This is a genomic window from Nocardioides sp. (assembly GCF_030655615.1).
Lineage (GTDB): Bacteria > Actinomycetota > Actinomycetes > Propionibacteriales > Nocardioidaceae > Nocardioides.
Genome location: NZ_JAURVJ010000054.1, coordinates 1 through 20394 on the forward strand (window position 1 = coordinate 1; position 20394 = coordinate 20394).

Consider the following 20394-nt stretch of genomic DNA (forward strand, 5'->3'; position numbering starts at 1 on the left):
GCCGACCTGCTGGACCCGATGGTCGAGCCCGCCCTCCACCTCGCCGGCCCGGGCGCACCCGTCGTCGGGGAGTACGCCGCCCTCGACCTCGCACTTTCTCTAGGGATGTCCACCGACGGAGGGCTCGCCTACCTCGGCAAGGCGTTGGAGCTGAGGCACCGGCTCCCGCATCTCTACGCCCGCGTGGTCAGGCTCGAGGTCCAGGTGTGGAAGGCGTTCCGCGTCGCCGAGCAGACCATCGCCCTGCCACCCGACGGCGCAATCGCGGTCGACCAGGCGCTGGCACCGTTCCTGCACACCTGTTCCTTCGCCCAGATCGACCGCGCCGTCGACGCCGCGCGCGACGAGCACGACCCCCTCGAGGCCGAACGCCGCCGCCAGGCTGCAGCCGAAGGGCGGCACGCCGACGTCTACCTCGACGGGGTCTCCACCGCCGGCACCGTCGAGGTCTCCGCGACCCTCGACCTCGCCGACGCCGTCGACCTCGAAGCCGCCCTCAAGAACGGCGCCCAGGCGTTGGCCGACCTCGGCTCCACCGAGACCCTCGACGTGCGCCGCTCCCAAGCCCTCGGTGAGATGGGCCGCCACCAGCTAGCGCTGGATCTCGACTGCGTGGGCAGTGGTCGTGGGGTGACGCTCTACGTCCACCTCGACGCCGACAACCCCGACGTGCCGGGGTCCGTGGCCAACACCTGGTCCCCGGTCCTGCTCGAGCAGGTCCGCCAGTGGTGCGAACAGGCCGGCACCACAGTGACCGTCAAGCCAGTCATCGACCTCAACACGAACCCATCGACCGAGGCCTACCGCCCGACCGAGGCCATCCGCGAGCAAGTGCGCCTGCGTGACGGGACGGGTGTGTTCCCGGGCTGCCACCGCCGCCACGTCGACCTCGACCACATCATCCCCTTCGACGCCGGCGGCCCCACGAGTGTTGAGAACCTCGCGATGCTGTGCCGCCGGCACCACCGCGCCAATACCCACGGCCACTGGTCCTACCGAGTCCTCGAACCCGGACTGTACGAGTGGACCAGCCCCACCGGCATCGTCTACGTCGTCGACCGCAGACGCCGACGACCCTGAACGCCCCGACGGCCCCGCAGCCGCCAGGCAGCGGGGCCATCGGCACGCCCAGACCGCCACCCACACGGTGATCGAGCCGGGCGAGCCCTTGGCGAGCCCGTGTCGAGATCCCCGGCAGCCGACCCACCAGAGCCGACCCCGTCTCTGAGTGGGCCGGCCTCTTCGACCTCCGTGGCCCAGTCCGGCGTACCCGCTGCGGAGGTCTCGACTCGCGGTGACTTCGTCCCCGCGGCTCGACCACCGTGTGGTGGGCCTGAGTGCACTGACGTATCGCTGACCCGTCGCACAAACGTGACGGGTCAGCGTCTCCCTCACGGTGATCGAGCCGACGGGCCGGCTACGGCCCGGCGTGTCGAGATCCCCGCAGCCGACCCACCCGACCCGACCCCGTCGCTGCCAGTGGCCGCCCCTCTCGACCTCCAGGTGGTCAGCCGGGTACGTCGGCTGCGGAGGTCTCGACGCGCGGTGACTCCGTCCCCGCGGCTCGACCACCGTGTCCGCACCTTCACGGTGATCGAGCCGATGGGCCGGCTACGGCCCGGCGTGTCGAGATCGGCGCAGCCGACCCGCCCGACCCGTCCTGTCGTTGCGGCTGGGTGGCCTCGTGACAGGCGTGGCCGCCTTCCTCGACCACCGTGTGGTCGGCCCGGGCAGTCCGACCGGCTCGACCACCGTGGGTCGCGCGTAACCGGAGTCACCCTCTGACGTTGACCCGGCATGCGACGCCGACTGCTTGCCGCGACCGTCTCGATCACGCTCGTCCCGTTGCTGGCCGCCCTACCGGCGTCGCCCACGGCCGCGCTCACCGCCGGCACGACCTTCTCGACCGCGGCCTCGCCGAGCCCTGCCACCCCTGCACCCACATCGGGGAAGAAACCGCGCTACGACGCCACGATCCGCTGGACCAAGCACGGCATCCCGCACATCAGCGCCAAGAACTTCGCCTCGCTCGGCTACGGCAGCGGGTACGCCGCGGCCGACGCGTCGATCTGCACGTTGATGGACACCCTGGTGACCGGGCGGGGGGAGCGGTCGCGGTGGTTCGGGCCGCAGCGGCGCTACGACGACCACGTCTCGATGAACGGCTCCAACCTGCAGGTCGACACGCTCGTCGGCGACCTCCACAACCGCCGCGTGGTGGAGAAGCTGCTCGTCGGAAAGGCGGGTCCCAAGGCCGACACGCGCCAGCTGGTCACCGGCTACGTCGCCGGGGTCAACCGGTGGCTGCGGACGCAGAAGGTCACCGACCCGGCCTGCCGCGGCGCGGGCTACCTGAGGCCCGACCTCAAGCCGATCGACCTCTACTACGGCGTCTACCTCGCCAACCTCCTGGCCTCCACCGGCGTGTTCGTCAAGGAGATCGCCGACGCCGACCCGCCGAGCCTGACCGACCCGGGCCTGCCCGAGCTGCCGCTGCGCGCGTCGCAGGTCGACCGCGACCAGCTGCTCAAGGCGCTCGGCAAGGACCCCGCGCGCCCGTTCGGTTCCAACGCGACCGCCGTCGGCGGCGCCAAGACGTCGACCGGCAAGGGGATGCTGCTCGGCAACCCGCACTTCCCGTGGCGCGGCCGCTACCGCTTCACCCAGCAGCACCTCACGATCCCGGGCCGGTACGACGTCGCGGGGGCCTCGCTGATCGGCTCGCCGGCGATCAACATCGGCTGGAACAAGAACGTCGCGTGGAGCCACACCGTCTCGACGGCCTACCGCTTCACGCCCTACGAGTACAAGCTCGTCGGCAGCCCGACGACCTACCTCACCGACCGCGGCCCGAGGCAGCTCGAGCACCGCTTCGTGACGATCAAGGTCAAGCGTGCCAACGGCAGCGTCGGCACCGTCCGCGAGGACCTCTACCGCACCGACCAGGGCTACGTCGTCGACTCGGCGGCCACCCTGATGCCGTGGTCGCCGGCCAGCGTCTGGGCGATCCGTGACGCCAACGCCGAGCACCTGCGCACGATCGACACGTTCCTCGACATGGGCAGGGCGAGCAGCGTCCGCGACCTCCTGCGCCGCCAGGACGCGGCCGGCGGGATGTCGTGGGTCAACACGACCGCGGCCGACCGCAAGGGCGACGTCCTCTACGCCGACCACTCCGTCGTCCCCCACGTCACCGACGCGATGAAGCAGCGCTGCCTGACGCCGGTCGGCCTGCTGCTCGACCAGGTCGCGGGGCTTCCTGGCCTCGACGGCACCTTCGCCGGCAGCAGCTGCGCGTGGGGCACCGACGCCGACGCCCAGCGGCCCGGGATCTTCGGGACCAAGAACCTGCCGGCGACGGTCCGCCGCGACTGGGTGATGAACGCCAACGACTCCTACTGGCTGCCCAACCCGGCCTCGCCGCTCGAGGGCTACGCCTCGATCATCGGCTGCGAGCGGTGCGCGCGGACGATGCGCACCCGGATGGTGTCGCAGTACGTCATCGACCGGCTCCGCGGCGGCCGCAAGGAGACCCCGGCGACGCTAGCGTCCCACGAGCACGGCAACCGGGTCCGCGCTGCCGAGGTGATGAGCGTCGGGGGCGACCTCGACGAGGTGTGCGCCGCCACCGGGGAGACCGCCGCCTGCGCGGTGCTGAAGAAGTGGGACCGCCGCTCAGACACGACGTCCGTCGGCACCCACCTCTTCGAGGAGTTCATCACCCGGGCCCCGGCCGACGCCCTGTGGGAGGTGCCGTTCGACGCGTCCGACCCGCTCGGCACCCCGCGTGACCTGGCCGAGACCAACCCCCAGGTCGTCGCCGCGATGCAGGACGCCATCGACTTCCTGCGTAGCCGCAGGGTCGCCTTCGGCGCCCCGTGGGGCCGGCTGCAGGTGGCGGGCGACCGCGGCTCACCGGCGATCCCGCTCGGCGGCGGCCTCGGCGACGCGGCCGGCAACGCCAACGCCCTCGCGTCCCGCCTGCCGCGCGACAACACCAACCGCTTCCGGCCGATCACCTACGGCTCGTCGCACATCCAGTCGATCGCGTTCCTGAAGAGGGGACTGTCGGCCCGGACGATCCTCACCTACAGCCAGTACGAGAACCCGCGCTCGCCCTGGTCCGCCGACCAGACCCGCCTCTTCTCCCACGAGAAGTGGGTGACCTTCCCGTGGACGGCCCAGCAGATCCGCCGGCAGCTCGTCCGGACCGTCCGGCTCCGCGGCTAGGGCAGGCGGACCCTCAGGCGGAGCGCGTCACCGGTACGGCGGGCGCGCCGGCGATCAGGCCGAGCTCGCCGTCGTCGGCGTCGGTGAGCCGCGTCGTCGGCGCGGGCCGGCCGAGGTGGGGGATGCACGCGGCCGCCGCCGCGGCGCAGACCATGCCGCCGGCGAGGATGACGAAGCCGACGGTGTAGCCGGCCTCCTCGGGGAACCCGGCCGGGCCGACGTGGGCGGTGACGACACCGGCCATCACCGCGGAGCCGATCGAGCCGCCGATGGTGCGGATGTTGGCGTTCATGCCGCTGGCGACGCCGGTCTGCTCGCGCGGGACGCTGGCGATCACGACCCCCGCCAGGCTCGAGAACACCAGGCCCGAGCCGATCCCCTGGACCGTCGTGGCGGCGTACAGCTGCGCGTGGGTGGCGTGGAACAGGGCCAGCGAGACGAACGCCGCCGCGGTGAGCAGCGTGCCGCTGACGATGACCGTCCGGGCGCCGACCCAGCCGATCAGCCGGGCGGTGGTGAAGCCGACGGCAAAGCTCGCGACGGCGCTCGGGAGCATCAGGTGGCCCGACTCGGTGATGGTCGCGCCGAAGCCGTAGCCCGCCTCGGACGGCGTCTGGATGAGCTGGGGCAGGAAGCCGAACGACGCGAACATGCCGAAGCCCACGAAGCCCGCGACGACGTTGGTGGTCCAGACGCCGCGCAGCCGCATCATCCGCATGTCGATGAGCGGCACCGCGACCCGCGTCTCGACCCGCACCCACAGCGCGCCGACCAGGGCCGACGCGACGAAGAGGCCGAGGACGAGCGGCGAGCCCCAGCCCCACTTGTTGCCCTGGCTGACGGCCAGCAGCAGCGCGACCAGCGCCAGGGCCAGCGGTACGGCGGGCAGCACCGGCACCCCGCCCGGCGTGCGGAACGGTGACTCCGGGACGAGCACGAGCGCGGCGGCCGCGGCCAGCACGGTCACGATCATCGGCAGCCAGAACAGCCAGGCGTAGCCCAGCAGGTCGACGATCGGCCCGGCGACGACGATCCCGACGCCGAAGCCGACGGCGGTCAGCGACGCCAGCACGCTGAGCGCGCCGGTCATCTTCTCCTGGAACTCGTCGCGGACGATCCCGAACGACAGCGGCAGCACGCCACCCCCCAGGCCCTGGACGACCCGGGCCGCGATCAGCCAGCCGATGCTCGGGGCCAGCGCGGCCAGCAGCGAGCCCACCGACAGGGCCGTGAGCGTGAGGACGAGCATCCGCTTCTTGCCGACCGCGTCGCCGACCCGGCCCAGGATCGGAGTGGCGATGGACGCCGACAGCAGGTAGGCCGTCAGCACCCAGGTCACGGTGGTCTGGTCGGTCTCGTACTCGGTCTGGATCTTGCCCAGCACTGGGACGATCAGCGACTGCAGCAGTGCGAACGACGACACCGAGACCGCGAGCACGACGAACGTGACGGTCCGGCCGTCGCGCCGTGCCTCGGTCTCCATCGGGTCCCCTCCCCAGTTGGTTGCGCCGAACAACCAAGAGCAGCGACCCTAGTCCCACCCTCCGCAGTCCCACCCTCCGGCGTGAACCGGAGGGTGACCCTTGTTGCTAGACAGGAGACACATCCACCCAGGAGGTCACCATGTCCAAGCTCACCCTCGCCGTCGCGTTCGCCGCCGGCTACGTCGTCGGCGCCAAGGCCGGCCGCGACCGCTACGAGCAGATCCGTGCCGGTGCCCAGAAGGTGGCCGAGAACCCGCGCGTCCAGGCCGCCACCGACGCCGCCAAGGAGAAGGCCGGCGAGGTCGCGTCCTCCGTCGCCGAGACGGCCAAGGAGAAGGCCACCGAGGTCGCCGGCGCCGCCAAGGACAAGGCCGCCGACGCGGTCGGCTCTGCCAAGGAGAAGGCCGCCGAGACCGGCCCCACGATCCAGGCGGCTCCCTGAACCCCTAGGACGCCCCGCGGCATCAGTCGGGGGCCCGGATCGCCGTCACCAGCCACCGGTCGTCGTCGCGCTGCAGGTCCACCACGATCTCCGTCGGGCGGCCACCGGACTCGAGCGCGATCCTGACCTCGGCGCCGTCGCCGTCGGTCGAGGTGTCGAGCACGGCGACGTCGGTCATCCGCACCGCGTTCGTCCGCCCCTGGAGACACGCGGTGACGGGGGTAGGGAGGACCGCGTCGTCGGCCAGCAGGTCGCCCAGGTCGCCGCAGTCGTCGTCGGCCACGGCCTGGACGACCTGCCGGGCGACGTCGTCCGCTGTCGTGCGGTCGTCCTGGGCGACGAGGGCGACGTACGTCGTGAGGTCGGCGACGGCGAGGACGGCGACGGCGAGCAGCAGCGCGGCACGAAGCCGGCCGATGACCGCTGGCCCACCCACGAGGTCCCTCACGTGCCCATCCTCACGAACGGCGACGCCCACGTCCCCATCGACACGGCGAACACGCGGTCCGTCTCACCCGCGCCGACGCTATGTTTGGCCGCGAGCCGCGGGACCTGGACCAGGCCGGCGGGAGGAGGGCGGCGGGTGAAGCACGGAGATCTGTACCGGCAGATCGTCCACTCGTCCACCGACGGCATCGTCGCCCTCGAGCTCGACGGCACGGTCCGGTTCGCCAACGAGAGCGCGGAGACCCTGCTCGGCACCCACGGCCTCGAGGGCCGGCACTTCGGAGAGTTCCTCGACGAGGCCGGGCGCCGCCACTCGGCCGAGCACCTCGCCCGCGCCGGTCTCGGCACGTTCCTCGACGACGAGGTCGACACGATGGTGGTGCGCGCCGACGGGTCGCCGCTGTGGGTGCGGCTGCGGCAGACCGGGCTGCGCGAGGGTGGCCGCTACACCGGCGTCATCCTGCGCCTGACCGACAACCACGAGACCAAGCAGCTCCTCGAGGCGGTCTACGAGAGCCGCCGACAGCTCATGAGGGCCGAGCGCATCGCCCGCAGCGGCAGCTGGACCTGGGACGTCGCGGCCCAGACCGCGACCCACTCGGAGGGCCTCGAGGAGCTCTACGGCGAGCACGTCGTGGACCTGCTGGCCACCGACCGGGAGCGCCTGATGGCGATGACCCACCCCGAGGACCAGCTCCGGCTCAACGAGGCCGTCGACCAGCTCATCAGCGGAGAGCGGCCCCGGGTCGACCTCGAGCTGCGGCACCGGGGTCGCCACGGATGGATGTGGGTACGGCTCCGCGCCCTGGGCACCTACGACGCCGGCGGCACGCTCACCGAGGTCTCGGGCACCTACCAGGACATCACCCGGGCGCGCGACACCGAGGACGAGCTGCAGGACCTGGTCACGCAGAACTCCCTCATGCACGCGGTCGCCACCGCGGCCAACGAGGCCACCACCCTCGACGACGTGCTCCGCCAGGCCGCGTCGATGGTGGTCCTGCACGACGACTGGGACCGGGCGCGTGCCTTCGTCCCGTCCCCGAGCGGGACCGGGCTCGTTCCCTACGTCGGCCCCGACGCGCTCGCCGGCGACACCCTCTCGACGACGAACGAGGTGCCGGCCGAGGTCGAGGCACTGGAGCTCGCGACCGCCGAGGAGTGCCTGCGGCTCGGCCACTCCGTGTGGGACACCGAGCGCCGGCTCACGATCGCCGCGCCGATCCGCCTCGGGGAGCAGGTCCTGGCGGTCGTCACGATCACCTCGCTGCCGCCGCTCTTCCGCCACGACCTGATCCAGCAGATGGTGGACCAGGCCATGCTGCTCATCGCCCGGGTCGCCGAGCGCGAGGCCTCCGCCCACGAGCTGGCCGTGGCCCGCGACCGGGCCGTCGAGGCCTCGCAGCACAAGTCCGACTTCCTGGCGACGATGAGCCACGAGATCCGTACCCCCCTCAACGGCATCATCGGCCTCAACGAGCTGCTCAGCGTCACCACGCTCTCCGACCGCCAGCGCCACTTCGTGTCGGGGATCGCCGTCTCGAGCCGCACCCTGCTCGACCTGCTCAACAACATCCTCGACTTCTCCAAGATCGAGGCCGGTCGCCTCGAGGTCGAGACGCTCGACTTCGAGGTGCGTGAGGTGCTCGCCGAGGTGGGGGAGATGCTGGCCGACTCGGCCCGCGAGCGCGACGTCGAGCTGCGCGTCTCCTGCAGCGCCGACGTCCCCGACGCCCTCGCCGGCGATCCCACCCGCCTCAAGCAGGTGCTTCTCAACCTGGGTTCCAACGCCCTCAAGTTCACGACCGCCGGGTCGGTGAGCATCCGGGCCACCGCCGACCGGTCCCCAGGCGCTGCGGGCCCCCCGGGCGGCTGCCTGCTGCGGCTGGAGGTGCGCGACACCGGGATGGGCATCACCAGCGCGCAGCAGGAGCACATCTTCGCGCCCTTCTCCCAGGCCGACGCCTCCACCACCAGGCGCTTCGGCGGCACCGGGCTGGGGCTGGCCATCAGCGCCGAGATCGTGGCCGCGCACGGCGGCGACATCGGGGTCGTGAGCGAGCCCGGTGCGGGCAGCACCTTCTGGTTCACGGTGCCGCTCGGCCCGGCGTCGGGCAGCACCACCGACGACGTCCTGGCCGGCGCCCGCCAGGCGCTCGGAGGCACCCGGATCCTGGTCGTCGACGACGACGCGCAGGACCGGACGATCCTCGTCGAGCAGCTCGGGTGGTGGGGCGTGGACGCCATCGAGGCCGAGGACTCGGTCCGTGCGGTCGCCGAGGTCGAGCGGGCGGCCGACGCGACGCCCTACGCCGCGGTGCTGGTCAGCGCGAGCCTGCCCGAGCTGGCGGGGCTGCCGCTCGCGACCGGCGTACGGCAGCAGGGCTATCCGGCCGGACTCCCGCTGATCGTGCTGACGTCGTCCTACGTCACCCCGGACGACGAGCTGCGTTCCGCCGGGATCGCCACCTGCCTCGTCCGGCCGGTGTCGTCGGCCGTGCTGCGCGACGCCCTCCTGGCCGCGCTGGCCGGCCCAGGTGACTCGACCGACCGCCCCTCGGGGTCGCCGCTGCGCTCGACCGTCGACCCCGGCGACGCGCGGGGCCGGGTCCTCGTGGTGGAGGACAACGCGATCAACCAGCTGGTGGCACGGGGGTTCCTCGAGGCGATGGGCTTCGCCGTCGTCACGGCCGACGACGGTCAGGCCGCCCTGGACCTCGTCGGGCACCAGCCCTTCGACGCCGTCCTGATGGACGTGCAGATGCCCGTGCTCGACGGCTACGCGACCACACGAGCCCTGCGCGAGCGCGAGGCCGCCTCCGGAGCGGCCCGGCTCCCCGTGCTGGCGATGACCGCCGCGGCGATCGCGGGCGAGCGCGAGCGCTGCCTGGAGGCCGGGATGGACGACTTCCTCACCAAGCCCGTGTCACCCGCGGCCCTGCACCTCGCCCTCGACCGCTGGGTGACGATGCCCTCCGCAGACCTGGCGCCCGGGCCACGAGGACCGCTGGGACCGGACAACCCGCACCTCGACCTGGATCGGCTGGCCGACCTGCTCGAGCTCGGCGAGGCCGCCGACGCCTACCTCGAGCGCGCGATCGGCAACTTCGTACGCCGCCGCGCCGACGTCATCTCGACCTGCACCCAGGCGGTCCAGGTCGGCGACGCTCCTGCGCTGAGCGCTGCTGCCCACGCGCTGCGCGGCAGCGCCAGCAACCTCGGCCTGCCCGACGTCACCGCCATCGCCACCCAGCTCGAGGCCCTCGGCCGCGAGGGCACGGTGGAGGGTGCCATGTATCTGGTGGTCGACCTCGCCGCCGCCCTGGCCGACGCCGGTGAGGCGCTCGAGGACTACCTCGCGTGGCGCACGGGTTCGTCGCTCTCGCGCTGAGGGTGGGCCGGCCCTCTCGGGCTCGGGCCACCAGGGCCACACCGCACGTCCGACGAGGCCCACGTGGTCGGCACGACTCGCGTCGCACCGATGTCCCGCACCCACGTCCCGCGCCGCTGCCACCGCGGTGCTCGTCCTGCCCCTCTCGGTCGCGTCCGTCGCAGTACGCCGGGCTCCGGCTCGCCCCGTGCGCCGGCGCCCCCGTCGGCGGCACGGGGCGGTGAAGTTCGGGTCACGGCTGTGCGGTGCGGTGGGCGAGCTGACGCGACGGAGAGCGGCGCGGCAGGATCAGCCCGGCGACGACGGCGTGAGGGGTTTGAGCCGGGCGGTACGGCGCAGGATGCCGGCGTGACCCCATCTGGTGCCCAGGATCCCGAGGCTCGACAGCGTGCACGCGGTCTTGCCGTCGGTGGCCTCATCGGCCTTGCAGTCGTCGCCGGCGCTTGCCTCGCCATCGGCGCCGAGTGGTATGCCCTGCTACCGATGGCCGTGGCCGCCGTCATCCTGGTCCTCGTGTTCCTGGGACGTCTCGGCGACGGCGACGGCGACCGATCGAGCTGACCCGGTCCCGGGCCACGACCCACCGGGGCCTGCGAGCACGCACCGGCAGGGTCGCCGCCGAGCTCGAGCGCGGGGGCGCCACGCCGTTCCTCGTCCCGTTCGGCGGGTCCAGCCCGAGCAGCGTCCGGGGCTGTGCCGCCGCCGGACGTGAGCTGGCCGAGCAGGTCCCCGACGTGCGCCACGTCGTGGTCGCGCTCGGGTCAGGAGGCACCATGGCCGGGCTCGTCTCCGCCCTCGGCCCCGGGCGGGTCCTGGGGATCCACTGCGGTGCCGTCCCGGACCCGCACGTGGCGGTCTTCGAGCTCCTCGACGGGACCTCGGTGAGGCAGGCTGATCTCCGGATCCGGACCGACCAGGTCGGCGCGTCCTACGAGGATCTCGCGGAACCTGCGTGGCAGGCCGTGCTCCTGGCCGGGCGCACCGTGGGGCTGGTCCTCGAGCCCACCTACACCGGACGAGCGCTGGCCGGGCTCGAGGCAGCTGTCAGGGACGGCGACATCCAGCCGGGTGACCGGACCGTCCTGGTCCACACCGGTGGGCGCCCCGGGTTGTTCGGCCACGACGAGGCACGGCGCCGTCTACGCGAGCTGCAGAGCGACGACGGTCGGGTCGACGTCCGCCCCTAGCCCGCGATGACGCCCATGTCTCACCGGTTCGATGCGTAGGAGGTTGATTTGCGGACGACTTCCGTCCGGGGCAGTGCCTACAGTGCCGGCCATGGCTATCGCTCGTCTCCCCGTCGTCGTCCTCGACTGCCCCGACCCCCAGCGCCTCGGGCAGTTCTACAGCGCCCTGCTCGACTGGCCCGTCGTGCGCGACGAGCCCGACATGTGCTTCGTCCGCGCTGACTACGGCGACGGCATCGGCTTCCAGAAGGTCGAGGGCTTCACGCCGCCGCAGTGGCCCGGCCAGGACGTTCCCCAGCAGATGCACCTGGACGTCGACGTCGACGACCTGGACACCGCCGAGGCGGCTGTCCTCGAGCTCGGCGCGACCAAGCACGAGCACCAGCCCGGGACGACCTTCCGCGTCTTCCTCGACCCCGCCGGGCACCCGTTCTGCCTCTGCTCCGGCTGATCGGCGTCGAAGGGACGGCGGCGTTCGGGCACCGGTGCTGCCCGCTCAGTGGGTGCCCAGGACCCGGTCGACCTCGTCGACGAGCACGGGTAGCGCCTCGAAGAGGGCGCCGGCGTCGACGTCCTGCTCCCGGGCGCCGAGCTGGACACGCACCCCGTCCTGGACCCACACGGCCTGCTGGAACCCGTCGCGCGCGAAGCCGGTGACGCTCGCGTCGTCCAGCCCAGCGCTGTTGCCGTCCAGCTGCTCAGGCGGGTCGTCGCGGCCGAGGATGCCGTCGACGTACTCCTCCAGGTCCTGGTCGGTACTGGCCACGACGATGCCCGTCGGGGGCGCCTCGTCCTCGCTGCTGATCACGTAGGAGCACTGCAACGACTCGGTGCCCTCGCCCCCGCTGAGGTAGGCCGAGTCGTCGAGGGTGGCCGACGGAGCGAGGCCGAGCGCTGCCGAGACCCGGTGCACCGCCTCGTCGTCGAGGACGAAGCAGGACGTCGTTCCGCCCCCCTGGTCGACGCCGTCGGCGTGCGCGCGATCGACAGCTGCTTCGAACCCCTCCCTGAACCGGGTGCTGTTCCCAGCGTCCTCGTTGCCGTCGTCGTCACCGCACCCCGCGATGACGGCAACCACCAGGAGACACGAGCACGGGCGGAGCAGTCGCAGGCGCATGTGCGCAGGGTGGTCACCACCGACGCTGCTCAAACGTGGCGCACGCAGGTGGGAGACCGTCGTGCGGCAGGACCAGGCGGTCGAGAGCCGTCCGAGCCAGTCGTGCAGGCCCGTCGTGCCCGACCCTGGGACAGCTGCTGACGCATCGCGCCCTCGGTCGAGCAAGCCCTGCGCCACAGGGTCGGCAGCAGTCACGGCCCCGCCACGGGGTAGCACGCGAACGGTCCGTCGCCGAGCTGCGCGAGGTTCACGCCCCGGCGTGGGTCCCTGAGGTCGAGACCGATCTCGACGACGCTGCCCTCGCGTGAGAGCTCGGCACTGCCGAGGTCGCTGAAGCGGTCTCCCGACAGCAGGGGCGCCTCGTCGAGGTAGGCGCGGCGGGTCTCGAGGTCGGTCTCGGCGGACTCCTCGTCCGTGAACGACAGCCGCCCCGCCGTGGCCCGGGCTCCGTCGGACACGACGTAGCTCAGGGCCAGCGGTCGCGGCAGGTCGCGGGTCTGCTCGTCGAAGCGCTCCAGGTCCTCCGGCGTGAGCCGTGAGTCACGGGGGAGGCACTCGAGCTGTCGGTCGACCAGGACCAGCTCGGCGTCGCCGGCGTCGTCGGGGTCGGCGGGACCGTCGGAGAGCAGCTCGCCGACCGCCTCGACGTCGGCGAGCGACCCGGCCTCCCCATCGACGGTCTCCAGCACGCTGTCGACCACGTCGGAGCCGAGGAGCACCAGGTGGTCCTCGGAGTCGAGGGTGACGTCGTAGAAGCCGGCGGGGTAGACGCCCCCCACCAGTCCGGTGACGTCGCTGATCTCGGAGGGGACGCCGCTGAAGTGCCGTCGGCCGCCGCGTGCGTCGTCCTCGCTGAGCCCGATCTCGACGAGGTCGTCACCCAGGGCGTCGAGATCGACGTCGTCGGAGAGCCGGTAGACCGAGAAGCCGCTCTGGTCGACCTCGGCGGTGACCGACCAGGTGACGTCTCGTTCGTCGAACACCGCCCCGGCGGCCATCGTCGTGAGCGAGGTCAGCAGGTCGGTTCCGCCGACGGCGTCGTCGCCGACGGCGTCGAGGTACTCCTCGGGACGGGCGTCCTCGATGCGGAGGCGCTCGGCGACAGCCCGGCGGTCGACGAACTGCACGGTGGTCGCGTCAGCGGGGACGACGGCGAGTGCCTCGGCCAGCTCGTCACCGCTCGCGCTGTCACCAGCGCTGCCAGGCCTGCCGGCTGCACCTCCGTCCCGCTCGTCGCCCTCGTCGCACCCCGAGAGCGGCGACGCGGCCAGGACCAGGGCGAGGCAGGGAAGAAGGACGCGGCGCATGTGGCTGAAGGTCCCGCCGGGAGCCACCGTCGAAAACCTGAGCATCCGCCACGCGGGCTCGAGATCCCGCGCCGACGGCGACACCGCCTCGGTGTGCCCGCCGGGCGCGCGAGCCCACGTCGCGGGCCCGCCCACGACGACCCGGTGAGGCTCGAGAACGAGGTCGAGAAGGTCCGTCATCGCTCAGCACGATCGTCGGCGCCCTCGTTCGCAAGGACCTGCTGGTCACCGGGGGAACCGGACTCGTCGGACAACGCCTGCTCGGCGACTGGCAGAGGAAGGTCTCGACTGCCGAGCGCTCGTCCGCTCGGGCAGGGACGTGCCCGACGGCATCGATCGGGTGGAGGGAGACATCCTCGACCCCGACAGCCTTGCCGACGCGGCCAGCGGCGTCACGGCGGTGATCCACCTCGCGGCTCTGTTCCGCACCACGGATGACGCCGAGATCTGCAAGGTCAACCCGAACGGGACCCGGAACCTGATCGCGGCAGTGGAGGAACACAGCCCTACCGCCCGGTTCGTGATGGCGAGCACCTCCATCGTGTACGACGGCAACCGTGTGTCACGGCGTCACCGGCTTGTGCCACTCGACGAGGTAGCGCCACATCGGCAGACGGCTGTAGGTGCAGCCCGGGAGCGCACGCGACGCCGATTCCCGGACCTCTGCCCAGGTCCCGACGGTGAACGACTTGACGGTCGGCGGATCCCAGGGCTGCATCCGGCGCGACACCACGCGATGGGTGACGGCATCGCGCAGCTCGTGCAAGAGGTCCTGCCGACCGCCGCGCCGACCGAACCCGAGGACGAGCAGCCGACCACCGGGAGCGAGCACTCGTGCGGCCTCGGCCAGTCCACGCCCTGGCTCGACGTGGTGCAGCACCATGGTCATGGTCAGCGCGTCGAAGGCGGCGTCGACGAACGGGAGGGACTCCGCCGACCCGCGGACGTACCTGACCCCACCCGTAGGGGGAGGCAGGACCGAGGCATCGGGGTCCACGCCGACGACCGTGCGGGCCTCCGCCGCGATGAAGCGACAGAAGGTGCCCTCGCCGCAGCCCACGTCCAGGACCCGGCCCGAGGCCGGAAGCCTGGCGGCGATCAGGGGGTAGTAGTGCGAGTTGTGGTTCCACCGCGAAGCGAACGGATGCCCATCGCGACTCATGCGTCGACCCTAGGGACGTCGAGTGGTACGCGCACGCGATCGCTGGTCGGTGGGGGAGCAGCACCCTGGGCGACCACCCTCGGACGCCGCAGTGCGAGGCGAACCTCAGGTGACCGTCGCCGGAAGGATCGCACGGCCTCACGGTCCCCGGCCGTCAAGGATGTCGGTCAACGAGTCGAGCGCGACCCTGAGCCGTTCGCCGGCCCGGAGCAGGCAGGCGAGCGACAGGTGTGCCTCCTCAGTGAGCTCGGGGCCGAGGTCCTGGAGCAGCTCAGCGTGACCGAGAAGAGACGTCAGGGGGGTGCGGAACTCGTGCTGCAGTGTCTCGAACCGCTGTCGTCGAAGCTCTGGAGGCAGTGACACGATCGGCTGCTCCTCGGTGACGTCGGTGGCGACGAGGAAGGCCCCTCGGATCGCTCCGGATCCGTCTCTGAGCGGCGCCGCAGTGCACCGCAGCAGTCGGACGGGACCAGCACTCGGTTTCACCGTCACGCACGAGTCGTGGACCGTCTCACCCGAGCAGGCGCGGACCAGGGTGAGCTCGGAGGGCCTGAGAAGTCGGCGTCCGGACGGGTCGTACAGCTGGAAGTACGACGGGACGTGATCGCTGGCGATGGGCTTGAAGGGAGCGTCCGCCATGGCCTCGAGAGCGGGGCTCACGTGGACCAGGCGCCGGGTGTGGTCCATCACCGCCATCGCCAGACCCAGCTCGCCCAGGACCGTGGGGAGGAGGTCCCACTCTGCCGAGCCCCGCTGCTCTTCGCACATGCCGCCATGGTGACGTCTGGCGCACGGCCGACCACGGGTTCGGCTGGTGCCCGCGGATCTCGGCTCGAAGGCTGCGCAAATCGGTCAGGCGCCTCTCAGGGTCTCCGACGGTAGCTCGCCGAACGCGTTGCGGTAGCAGGAGGCGAAACGGCCCAGGTGTCTCAAGCCGCAACGGGCAGCGACCTGTGCGACAGAGGTGCGGCCCGGGTCCGCCCCGCGGAGCAGGTCGCGGGCGAGCTGCAGGCGCACGTGACGGACGTAGGACTGGGGTGACATGCCGGCGTCGCGTCGGAAACCCTCCTGCAGTGCTCGCACGCTGAGATGGACCTCGGTCGCAAGCCGGACGGTCGACCATGCTTCCTCCGGTCGTTCGCGGACGAGGTCCTTGGCGCGTGTGACCGCGGACCGCGGTGCTGCACGGCCGGCGGTGCCGAGCGCGTCGCTGTAGGTGTGGTGCTGCCCCAGCAGGAGACCGTCGATCACGAGACCACGGACGTGGCGGCTCGCCATGGGGTGGCTGATCAGGCCCGGCCCGGTCTCGAGCTCTCGAGCCAGCATGCCGAGCACCTCTCGCCACGCGGCCTGGGTCCTGAGATCCATGTCGGGTTCGAACTCGAGGGGAGAGGTCAACGACCGGCCGAGCAGGGTCTCGAGCTCAGCCTCGACCTCGAAACGGGAGATCATCAAGCACAGCTGGACGCAGTCAGCCGACCACGCGATGTCCGCCGGGCGCCCGGGGCCGAAGACCGCGGCTGTACCCGGCGCCGTCACGATCGACCGGCCCAGCCATCCCCCTGAGGACCGTGCCTGGCCCGCCAGCGGGGCGTTCACGTGGAAGTGGTCGGCCTCGACGGTCGTCAGGGAGGCCGTCCGGCCGTAGGACAGCCGGCCGACGGTCAGACCAGCCAGGCGAAGTCCGGCGATCCGCATGTCGAGCGACTCGCGCCGGGACCCGAGGTCGAGGCGGTGAGGCAGGAACAGCTCGCCGACGACGCACTCGGCTTGATCGGGGTCATCGGTGTGCGCCGAGGTCACCGGCGATCGAGCCCCTGCGGCGGGTGCTGACTCGGACTTCATGGCCGCCCATCCTCCACGACGGTCCAGAACCGCAGGAACTCGGTCGTGTCGCTCGAGATGTCGCTCGACGACGGACCCGGGGCCAGCAGATGTCCGGGGACAAGAAGGACGGGTGTGCTCGCGGCGTGCTCCGTGCCGGCACGTGTCGTGGACCCAGCGCAGGGTTGCTCGAGGTGACCGATCTTGCGACCAACGGCACCGGGCCGGACCCACGCTGCGTGAGCGTGGGCCCGGCCCGTCTGGGTGGAGTGGCTCAGGCCTTGATGGCTGCGGTCTGCGGAGCTCCGCCTGACACCTGGATCTTGCGGGGCTTGGCCTTCTCGGCGACCGGGATCAGCAGGCGCAGCACCCCGTCCGAGTAGCCCGCCTCGATGCGGTCGAGGTCGAGGTTGTCACCGAGGACGAGCTGGCGGGTGAAGGTGCCGCGGGCCCGCTCGGCGGCCAGCATCTCCCAGTCGCCGTTGCGGGCCACGCGCTCGGCGCGGACCGTGAGCACGTTGCGCTCGACGTCGAGGTCGATCGACTCCGGTGTGACGCCGGGCAGGTCGAACTCGACCACGAACCGGTCGCCCTCGCGCCAGGCGTCCATCGGCATCGCGGCGGGTCGGTTGGTGGTGCCGGCGGCGCCCGAGAACAGCTGCTGGGTCAGGCGGTCGAGGTCGCGGAACGGGTCGGTGGTGCGGAGCAGCATGGGTCTTCCTCTCTGGACGGTTGTGACGTGGTCCGCTCGTGAGCGGGGCCGGATGTGCAATGAACGGTATAGGAAACCTTTCCTCCTCGCAACACCAAATCTGTACGTTACGATGAAACATGGCCGAACGACCGACGACCGGTGTCTACGCCATCTCGGTCGCGGCCGACATGGTGTCCATGGAGATCCAGAACCTCCGCGTCTACGAGCGTCGCGGTCTCGTCGACCCGGACCGGACACCCGGCGGCTCACGGCTCTACAGCGCCGTCGACATCGAGCGGCTGCACCGGATCCGCGAGCTCCTCGCGCAAGGGCTCAATCTCGCAGGGATCGCCGAGGTGCTACGGCTGGAGCAGGAGAACCAGCGACTCCGAGAACAGGTGCGCCGGCTGCGTGCGAGATGACCGCTGCGCTCCTGCTGCGGAGTCGAGCCCACTCCTGCACTGGCGGCTGCGTCCTCGCCGGGGGTGCTCGCAGGCGGCTCTAGCCGATCGTCGTCTCCCACGTCTCGATGACGCTCCGGACGTAGGCACGTGCGGCCGCGCGCTCGGCCGGGTCCGCCCACTGCCCGAACCACGGCTCGTCGGTCAGCACGGCACCGAGCGCCTCGACCGCGGCGTCGGCTGTCTCGGCGTCCGGTGTGATCGGCGGGGTGGAGGGCCCGTCCACCGGTTCGGCTACCCCTGGGACACCGGCTGCAAGCCACGACGCCGCGGCGACCACACGCCCCGGCGTGTCGCCCGTACGGAGGGTACGGACCGCGAAGTCACCAGGATCGGCGTGGTCGTCGAGCTCGTCGCACCACGCTGCGGCCTCGTCGTTCTCGAACGCTCCCGTTCCCCAGACGCTCATGCAGCCCGGTTCCCCGTCGGGTGCGCCCGGTCCCCCATCCGATCAGGTGAGGTCCGTAGGACTCTGTCCACCCGCAACGGGCGGCTAGCCACGGTTGGTCCGCTTGAACACGCGCAGCATGACGCGCACGTGATCCTGGCCGTGCGGGGGGTCGGCCGTCGCGGCGTGGAGGAAGTCGTTGAACCCGTCCAGGTCGACAGGGTCGCCCAGGTTGCGGAAGCCCATCGACCAGTCGGGGAACGAGCGGCCGTCGACCTGGTCCCGGAACACCTCGATGATGCCGCGGTGACGACGGTCTGCCGCGATGGCGGCGTACGTCGTCAGCACGGCGTCGTCCGGCCCCTCGATGGTCTGGACGATGTTGCCCCCGCTGTAGAGCAGGAGCCCGGTCAGCTCGCGTTCGACGTTGCGAGCCCTGAACCTGGTCAGCATGGCCACGAGCTGGTCCAACGACATCAGACGCGTCGCCGAGCTCAGGTACGTGATGGAGAGCACGGCTTCACCGTAGTCGTCGGCGAGGGGGCCGCGACGGCCCAAGGGGTGGCTCTCCCGCAGACGGTCCTGCGTGCCTCCTGCCCCACGTCGGCACCCCGGCGACGTCACCGGCCCACGGCGCCGGGCGCCGGGATCGTCGCGTGCTTGGCGTCGCGGGTTGGATGGGGCTGCGCCCGACCCCTCGGTCGGGGGACAGCCACGGAAGGGACGACGACGTGAGTGTCGACCGCAGGAACCTGCTGCACGTGTCCGGTGCCTCGGCGGTCGTGGTGGCCGCGCTGCAGGCGGGGACCGCTGCCGTCGCGCTGCGCGCGGGGCGACGTGACTACGCCGATGCCGTCTGGGGCCCTGGCCTGGCGGCGGTGGCCGTCACCAGCGCCGCGGTGGGCAGCGGCGACCCCTGGCGCCGCTGGGCCCTGGCCGGGGTCACGACTGCGTGGGCCGTACGGCTGGAGCGGCTCATGCTCGGAAGGCTGCGCGGCAGCGACGAGGAGGACGAGCGCTACACCGAGTTCCTCGAGGGGGACCCGACCCCGGTGGTGCTGGGCAAGGTGTTCGGCACCCAGGCGGTCGCCCAGCTGCTCGTCTCGGCTCCGTTGCAGGTGGCGGCGGCCAGCCAGCTGCCTCGAGGCGCCCGCGCCTGGCTGTTCCCCGCCGGCCTGGCGGTCATGGTCACCGGTGCCGTGGTCGAAGCCACGGCGGACCGACAGAAGGCCGCCTTCATGGCGGAGAAGAAGACCGCCCGGCGAGAGGGCGACGGTGACGACGTCCCTGACTCGCTGGAGGTCCTCGACGACGGGTTGTGGGCATGGTCCCGTCATCCGAACTACTTCGGTGACTCGGTGGTCTGGGACGGCGCCTGGCTGGCTGCCGCTGCCTCTGCCCCGGCGGCCTGGACGGTCCCGGCCCCGGTGGCGATGTCGTACTTCCTCATCTACGCCACCGGCGCCAAGCGCACCGAGAAGAAGATGCAGGACCGACCGGCCTACCACGACTACCAGCGACGGGTGGCGTTCTTCTTCCCTCGTCCGCCTCGCCGTCCGAGGGCGTGACGACGTCACCACCCCCGCCGGGCACCCAGAACTTGTCCTGGCCGGCGGCCTGTTTCGTGTCCTTGGGCGCGCCGCGGTGACAGCATCGTGGGTCACCCCCGTTCGTAGTCCGACGCCGGGCCCGCTGAGCCTTGGGAGACGGCGATGGCCGACGAACCGATCAGCGGTACCCCCCGCCCCCTGATGAGCCTGGGCGAGACCATCCTGGCCGAGAAGGCCGAGCGCTACCGGTCCCTGTTCGCCTACAGTCCCCACGGCGTCTTCTCCCTGGACCTCGATGGCCGCGTCACCGACGCCAACGACGCTCTGCAGCAGCTCAGCGGTCACAGCCTCGACGACCTGCTGATGACGGACTTCTACGCCATGGTCCACCCCGACGACGTCGGCAGGGCCCGAGAGGCGTTCGCCGCCGTCATCGCCCGACGCCCCCAGCTGCTCGAAGCGCGTCTGATCACGGCTTCCGGCGAGGTCCGCGAGGTCAAGATGACCTCGGTGCCTGTCGTCGTCTCCGACCAGGTGGTCGGGGTGCACGGCATCACCGAGGACGTCACCGAGGCGAACATCATGTATCGCGAGCTCGAGGCTGCGAACGCGGTGCGCACGCTCTTCCTGGCCAACGTGAGTCACGAGGTCCGCACGCCGCTGGCCATGGTCCTCGCCGCCACCGAGATGCTCCTCGACAGCGACCTGGA

20 protein-coding genes and 1 pseudogene are annotated in these 20394 nt (G+C 71.7%); 11 read left to right on the forward strand and 10 right to left on the reverse strand.

What is annotated here, in order from left to right; translation table 11 throughout:
- Both Q7T52_RS04720 and Q7T52_RS04725 read left to right on the forward strand, forming a co-directional pair.
- Positions 1-1080: HNH endonuclease signature motif containing protein (locus Q7T52_RS04720; protein ID WP_304799887.1), on the forward strand; the 1080-nt coding region annotated here is incomplete at its 5' end.
- Between the two features lie 717 nt (positions 1081-1797).
- Positions 1798-4230, forward strand: a complete 2433-nt coding sequence (locus Q7T52_RS04725) for a penicillin acylase family protein (RefSeq protein ID WP_304799889.1) — start codon at positions 1798-1800, stop codon at positions 4228-4230.
- 13 nt (positions 4231-4243) lie between these two features.
- On the opposite strand, the gene Q7T52_RS04730 is transcribed toward Q7T52_RS04725, so the two are convergent.
- Entirely contained in the window at positions 4244-5713 is a 1470-nt protein-coding gene (locus Q7T52_RS04730; RefSeq protein ID WP_304799890.1) for an MFS transporter, read from the reverse strand.
- 140 nt (positions 5714-5853) lie between these two features.
- Between Q7T52_RS04730 and Q7T52_RS04735 the strand changes: the two genes are divergently transcribed.
- Positions 5854-6156 carry a hypothetical protein gene (locus Q7T52_RS04735; protein WP_304799892.1) on the forward strand — a complete coding sequence of 101 codons (303 nt, stop codon included), beginning with the start codon at positions 5854-5856 and terminating at the stop codon, positions 6154-6156.
- Positions 6157-6178: 22 nt separating this feature from the next.
- Here the strand turns inward: Q7T52_RS04735 and Q7T52_RS04740 are convergent, their stop codons facing one another.
- Entirely contained in the window at positions 6179-6604 is a 426-nt protein-coding gene (locus tag Q7T52_RS04740) for a hypothetical protein (RefSeq protein WP_304799893.1), read from the reverse strand.
- Positions 6605-6739: 135 nt separating this feature from the next.
- On the opposite strand from Q7T52_RS04740, the gene Q7T52_RS04745 reads away from it, so the two are divergent.
- The 4 genes from Q7T52_RS04745 (at position 6740) to Q7T52_RS04760 (ending at position 11632) form a co-directional block, all read left to right on the forward strand.
- Positions 6740-9994, forward strand: a complete 3255-nt coding sequence (locus Q7T52_RS04745; RefSeq protein WP_304799895.1) for a PAS domain-containing hybrid sensor histidine kinase/response regulator — start codon at positions 6740-6742, stop codon at positions 9992-9994.
- Between the two features lie 348 nt (positions 9995-10342).
- On the forward strand, positions 10343-10555 hold the full coding sequence (locus Q7T52_RS04750) for a hypothetical protein (RefSeq protein WP_304799923.1): 213 nt from the start codon (positions 10343-10345) through the stop codon (positions 10553-10555).
- Positions 10459-11181, forward strand: coding sequence for a pyridoxal-phosphate dependent enzyme (locus Q7T52_RS04755; RefSeq protein ID WP_304799897.1), 723 nt, complete (start codon positions 10459-10461; stop codon positions 11179-11181). Before Q7T52_RS04750 ends, Q7T52_RS04755 begins: the two co-directional genes overlap by 97 nt.
- A gap of 91 nt (positions 11182-11272) precedes the next feature.
- The gene (locus Q7T52_RS04760) at positions 11273-11632 is read left to right on the forward strand and encodes a VOC family protein (protein ID WP_304799899.1); all 360 of its coding nucleotides are present in this window, start codon (positions 11273-11275) and stop codon (positions 11630-11632) included.
- Between the two features lie 45 nt (positions 11633-11677).
- Here the strand turns inward: Q7T52_RS04760 and Q7T52_RS04765 are convergent, their stop codons facing one another.
- Positions 11678-12298: a hypothetical protein gene (locus tag Q7T52_RS04765; RefSeq protein ID WP_304799901.1), complete on the reverse strand. Its 621-nt coding sequence runs from the start codon at positions 12296-12298 to the stop codon at positions 11678-11680.
- Positions 12299-12489: 191 nt separating this feature from the next.
- On the reverse strand, positions 12490-13632 hold the full coding sequence (locus Q7T52_RS04770; RefSeq protein ID WP_304799903.1) for a hypothetical protein: 1143 nt from the start codon (positions 13630-13632) through the stop codon (positions 12490-12492).
- Positions 13633-13873: 241 nt separating this feature from the next.
- Here Q7T52_RS04770 and Q7T52_RS20620 point away from each other — a divergent pair.
- Positions 13874-14149: pseudogene (locus tag Q7T52_RS20620) on the forward strand (NAD(P)H-binding protein); the annotation flags it as partial.
- A gap of 18 nt (positions 14150-14167) precedes the next feature.
- Here the strand turns inward: Q7T52_RS20620 and Q7T52_RS04775 are convergent.
- The 4 genes from Q7T52_RS04775 to Q7T52_RS04790 form a co-directional block, all read right to left on the reverse strand.
- A complete protein-coding gene (locus Q7T52_RS04775) occupies positions 14168-14767 on the reverse strand; it encodes a class I SAM-dependent methyltransferase (protein ID WP_304799905.1) in 600 nt (199 codons plus the stop codon).
- Between the two features lie 138 nt (positions 14768-14905).
- Complete coding sequence (locus Q7T52_RS04780) at positions 14906-15535, reverse strand: PAS domain-containing protein (RefSeq protein WP_304799907.1); 630 nt, start codon at positions 15533-15535, stop codon at positions 14906-14908.
- 84 nt (positions 15536-15619) lie between these two features.
- Positions 15620-16612 (reverse strand): AraC family transcriptional regulator, encoded by a 993-nt coding sequence (locus Q7T52_RS04785; protein ID WP_304799909.1) that lies wholly within the window; start codon positions 16610-16612, stop codon positions 15620-15622.
- 253 nt (positions 16613-16865) lie between these two features.
- Positions 16866-17303 (reverse strand): Hsp20/alpha crystallin family protein, encoded by a 438-nt coding sequence (locus tag Q7T52_RS04790; RefSeq protein ID WP_304799911.1) that lies wholly within the window; start codon positions 17301-17303, stop codon positions 16866-16868.
- 119 nt (positions 17304-17422) lie between these two features.
- Here Q7T52_RS04790 and Q7T52_RS04795 point away from each other — a divergent pair, with 119 nt between their 5' ends.
- Positions 17423-17707, forward strand: coding sequence for a MerR family transcriptional regulator (locus Q7T52_RS04795; protein ID WP_304799913.1), 285 nt, complete (start codon positions 17423-17425; stop codon positions 17705-17707).
- A gap of 79 nt (positions 17708-17786) precedes the next feature.
- Here Q7T52_RS04795 and Q7T52_RS04800 read toward each other — a convergent pair whose 3' ends face one another.
- Complete coding sequence (locus tag Q7T52_RS04800) at positions 17787-18155, reverse strand: DUF4259 domain-containing protein (RefSeq protein ID WP_304799915.1); 369 nt, start codon at positions 18153-18155, stop codon at positions 17787-17789.
- Positions 18156-18239: 84 nt separating this feature from the next.
- Positions 18240-18650, reverse strand: a complete 411-nt coding sequence (locus tag Q7T52_RS04805) for a BLUF domain-containing protein (protein ID WP_304799917.1) — start codon at positions 18648-18650, stop codon at positions 18240-18242.
- Positions 18651-18865: 215 nt separating this feature from the next.
- On the opposite strand from Q7T52_RS04805, the gene Q7T52_RS04810 reads away from it, so the two are divergent.
- Entirely contained in the window at positions 18866-19702 is an 837-nt protein-coding gene (locus Q7T52_RS04810; RefSeq protein WP_304799919.1) for a DUF1295 domain-containing protein, read from the forward strand.
- A 144-nt stretch (positions 19703-19846) separates the two neighbouring features.
- A partial coding sequence (locus Q7T52_RS04815) for a PAS domain S-box protein (protein ID WP_304799921.1) occupies positions 19847-20394 on the forward strand: 548 nt, incomplete at its 3' end.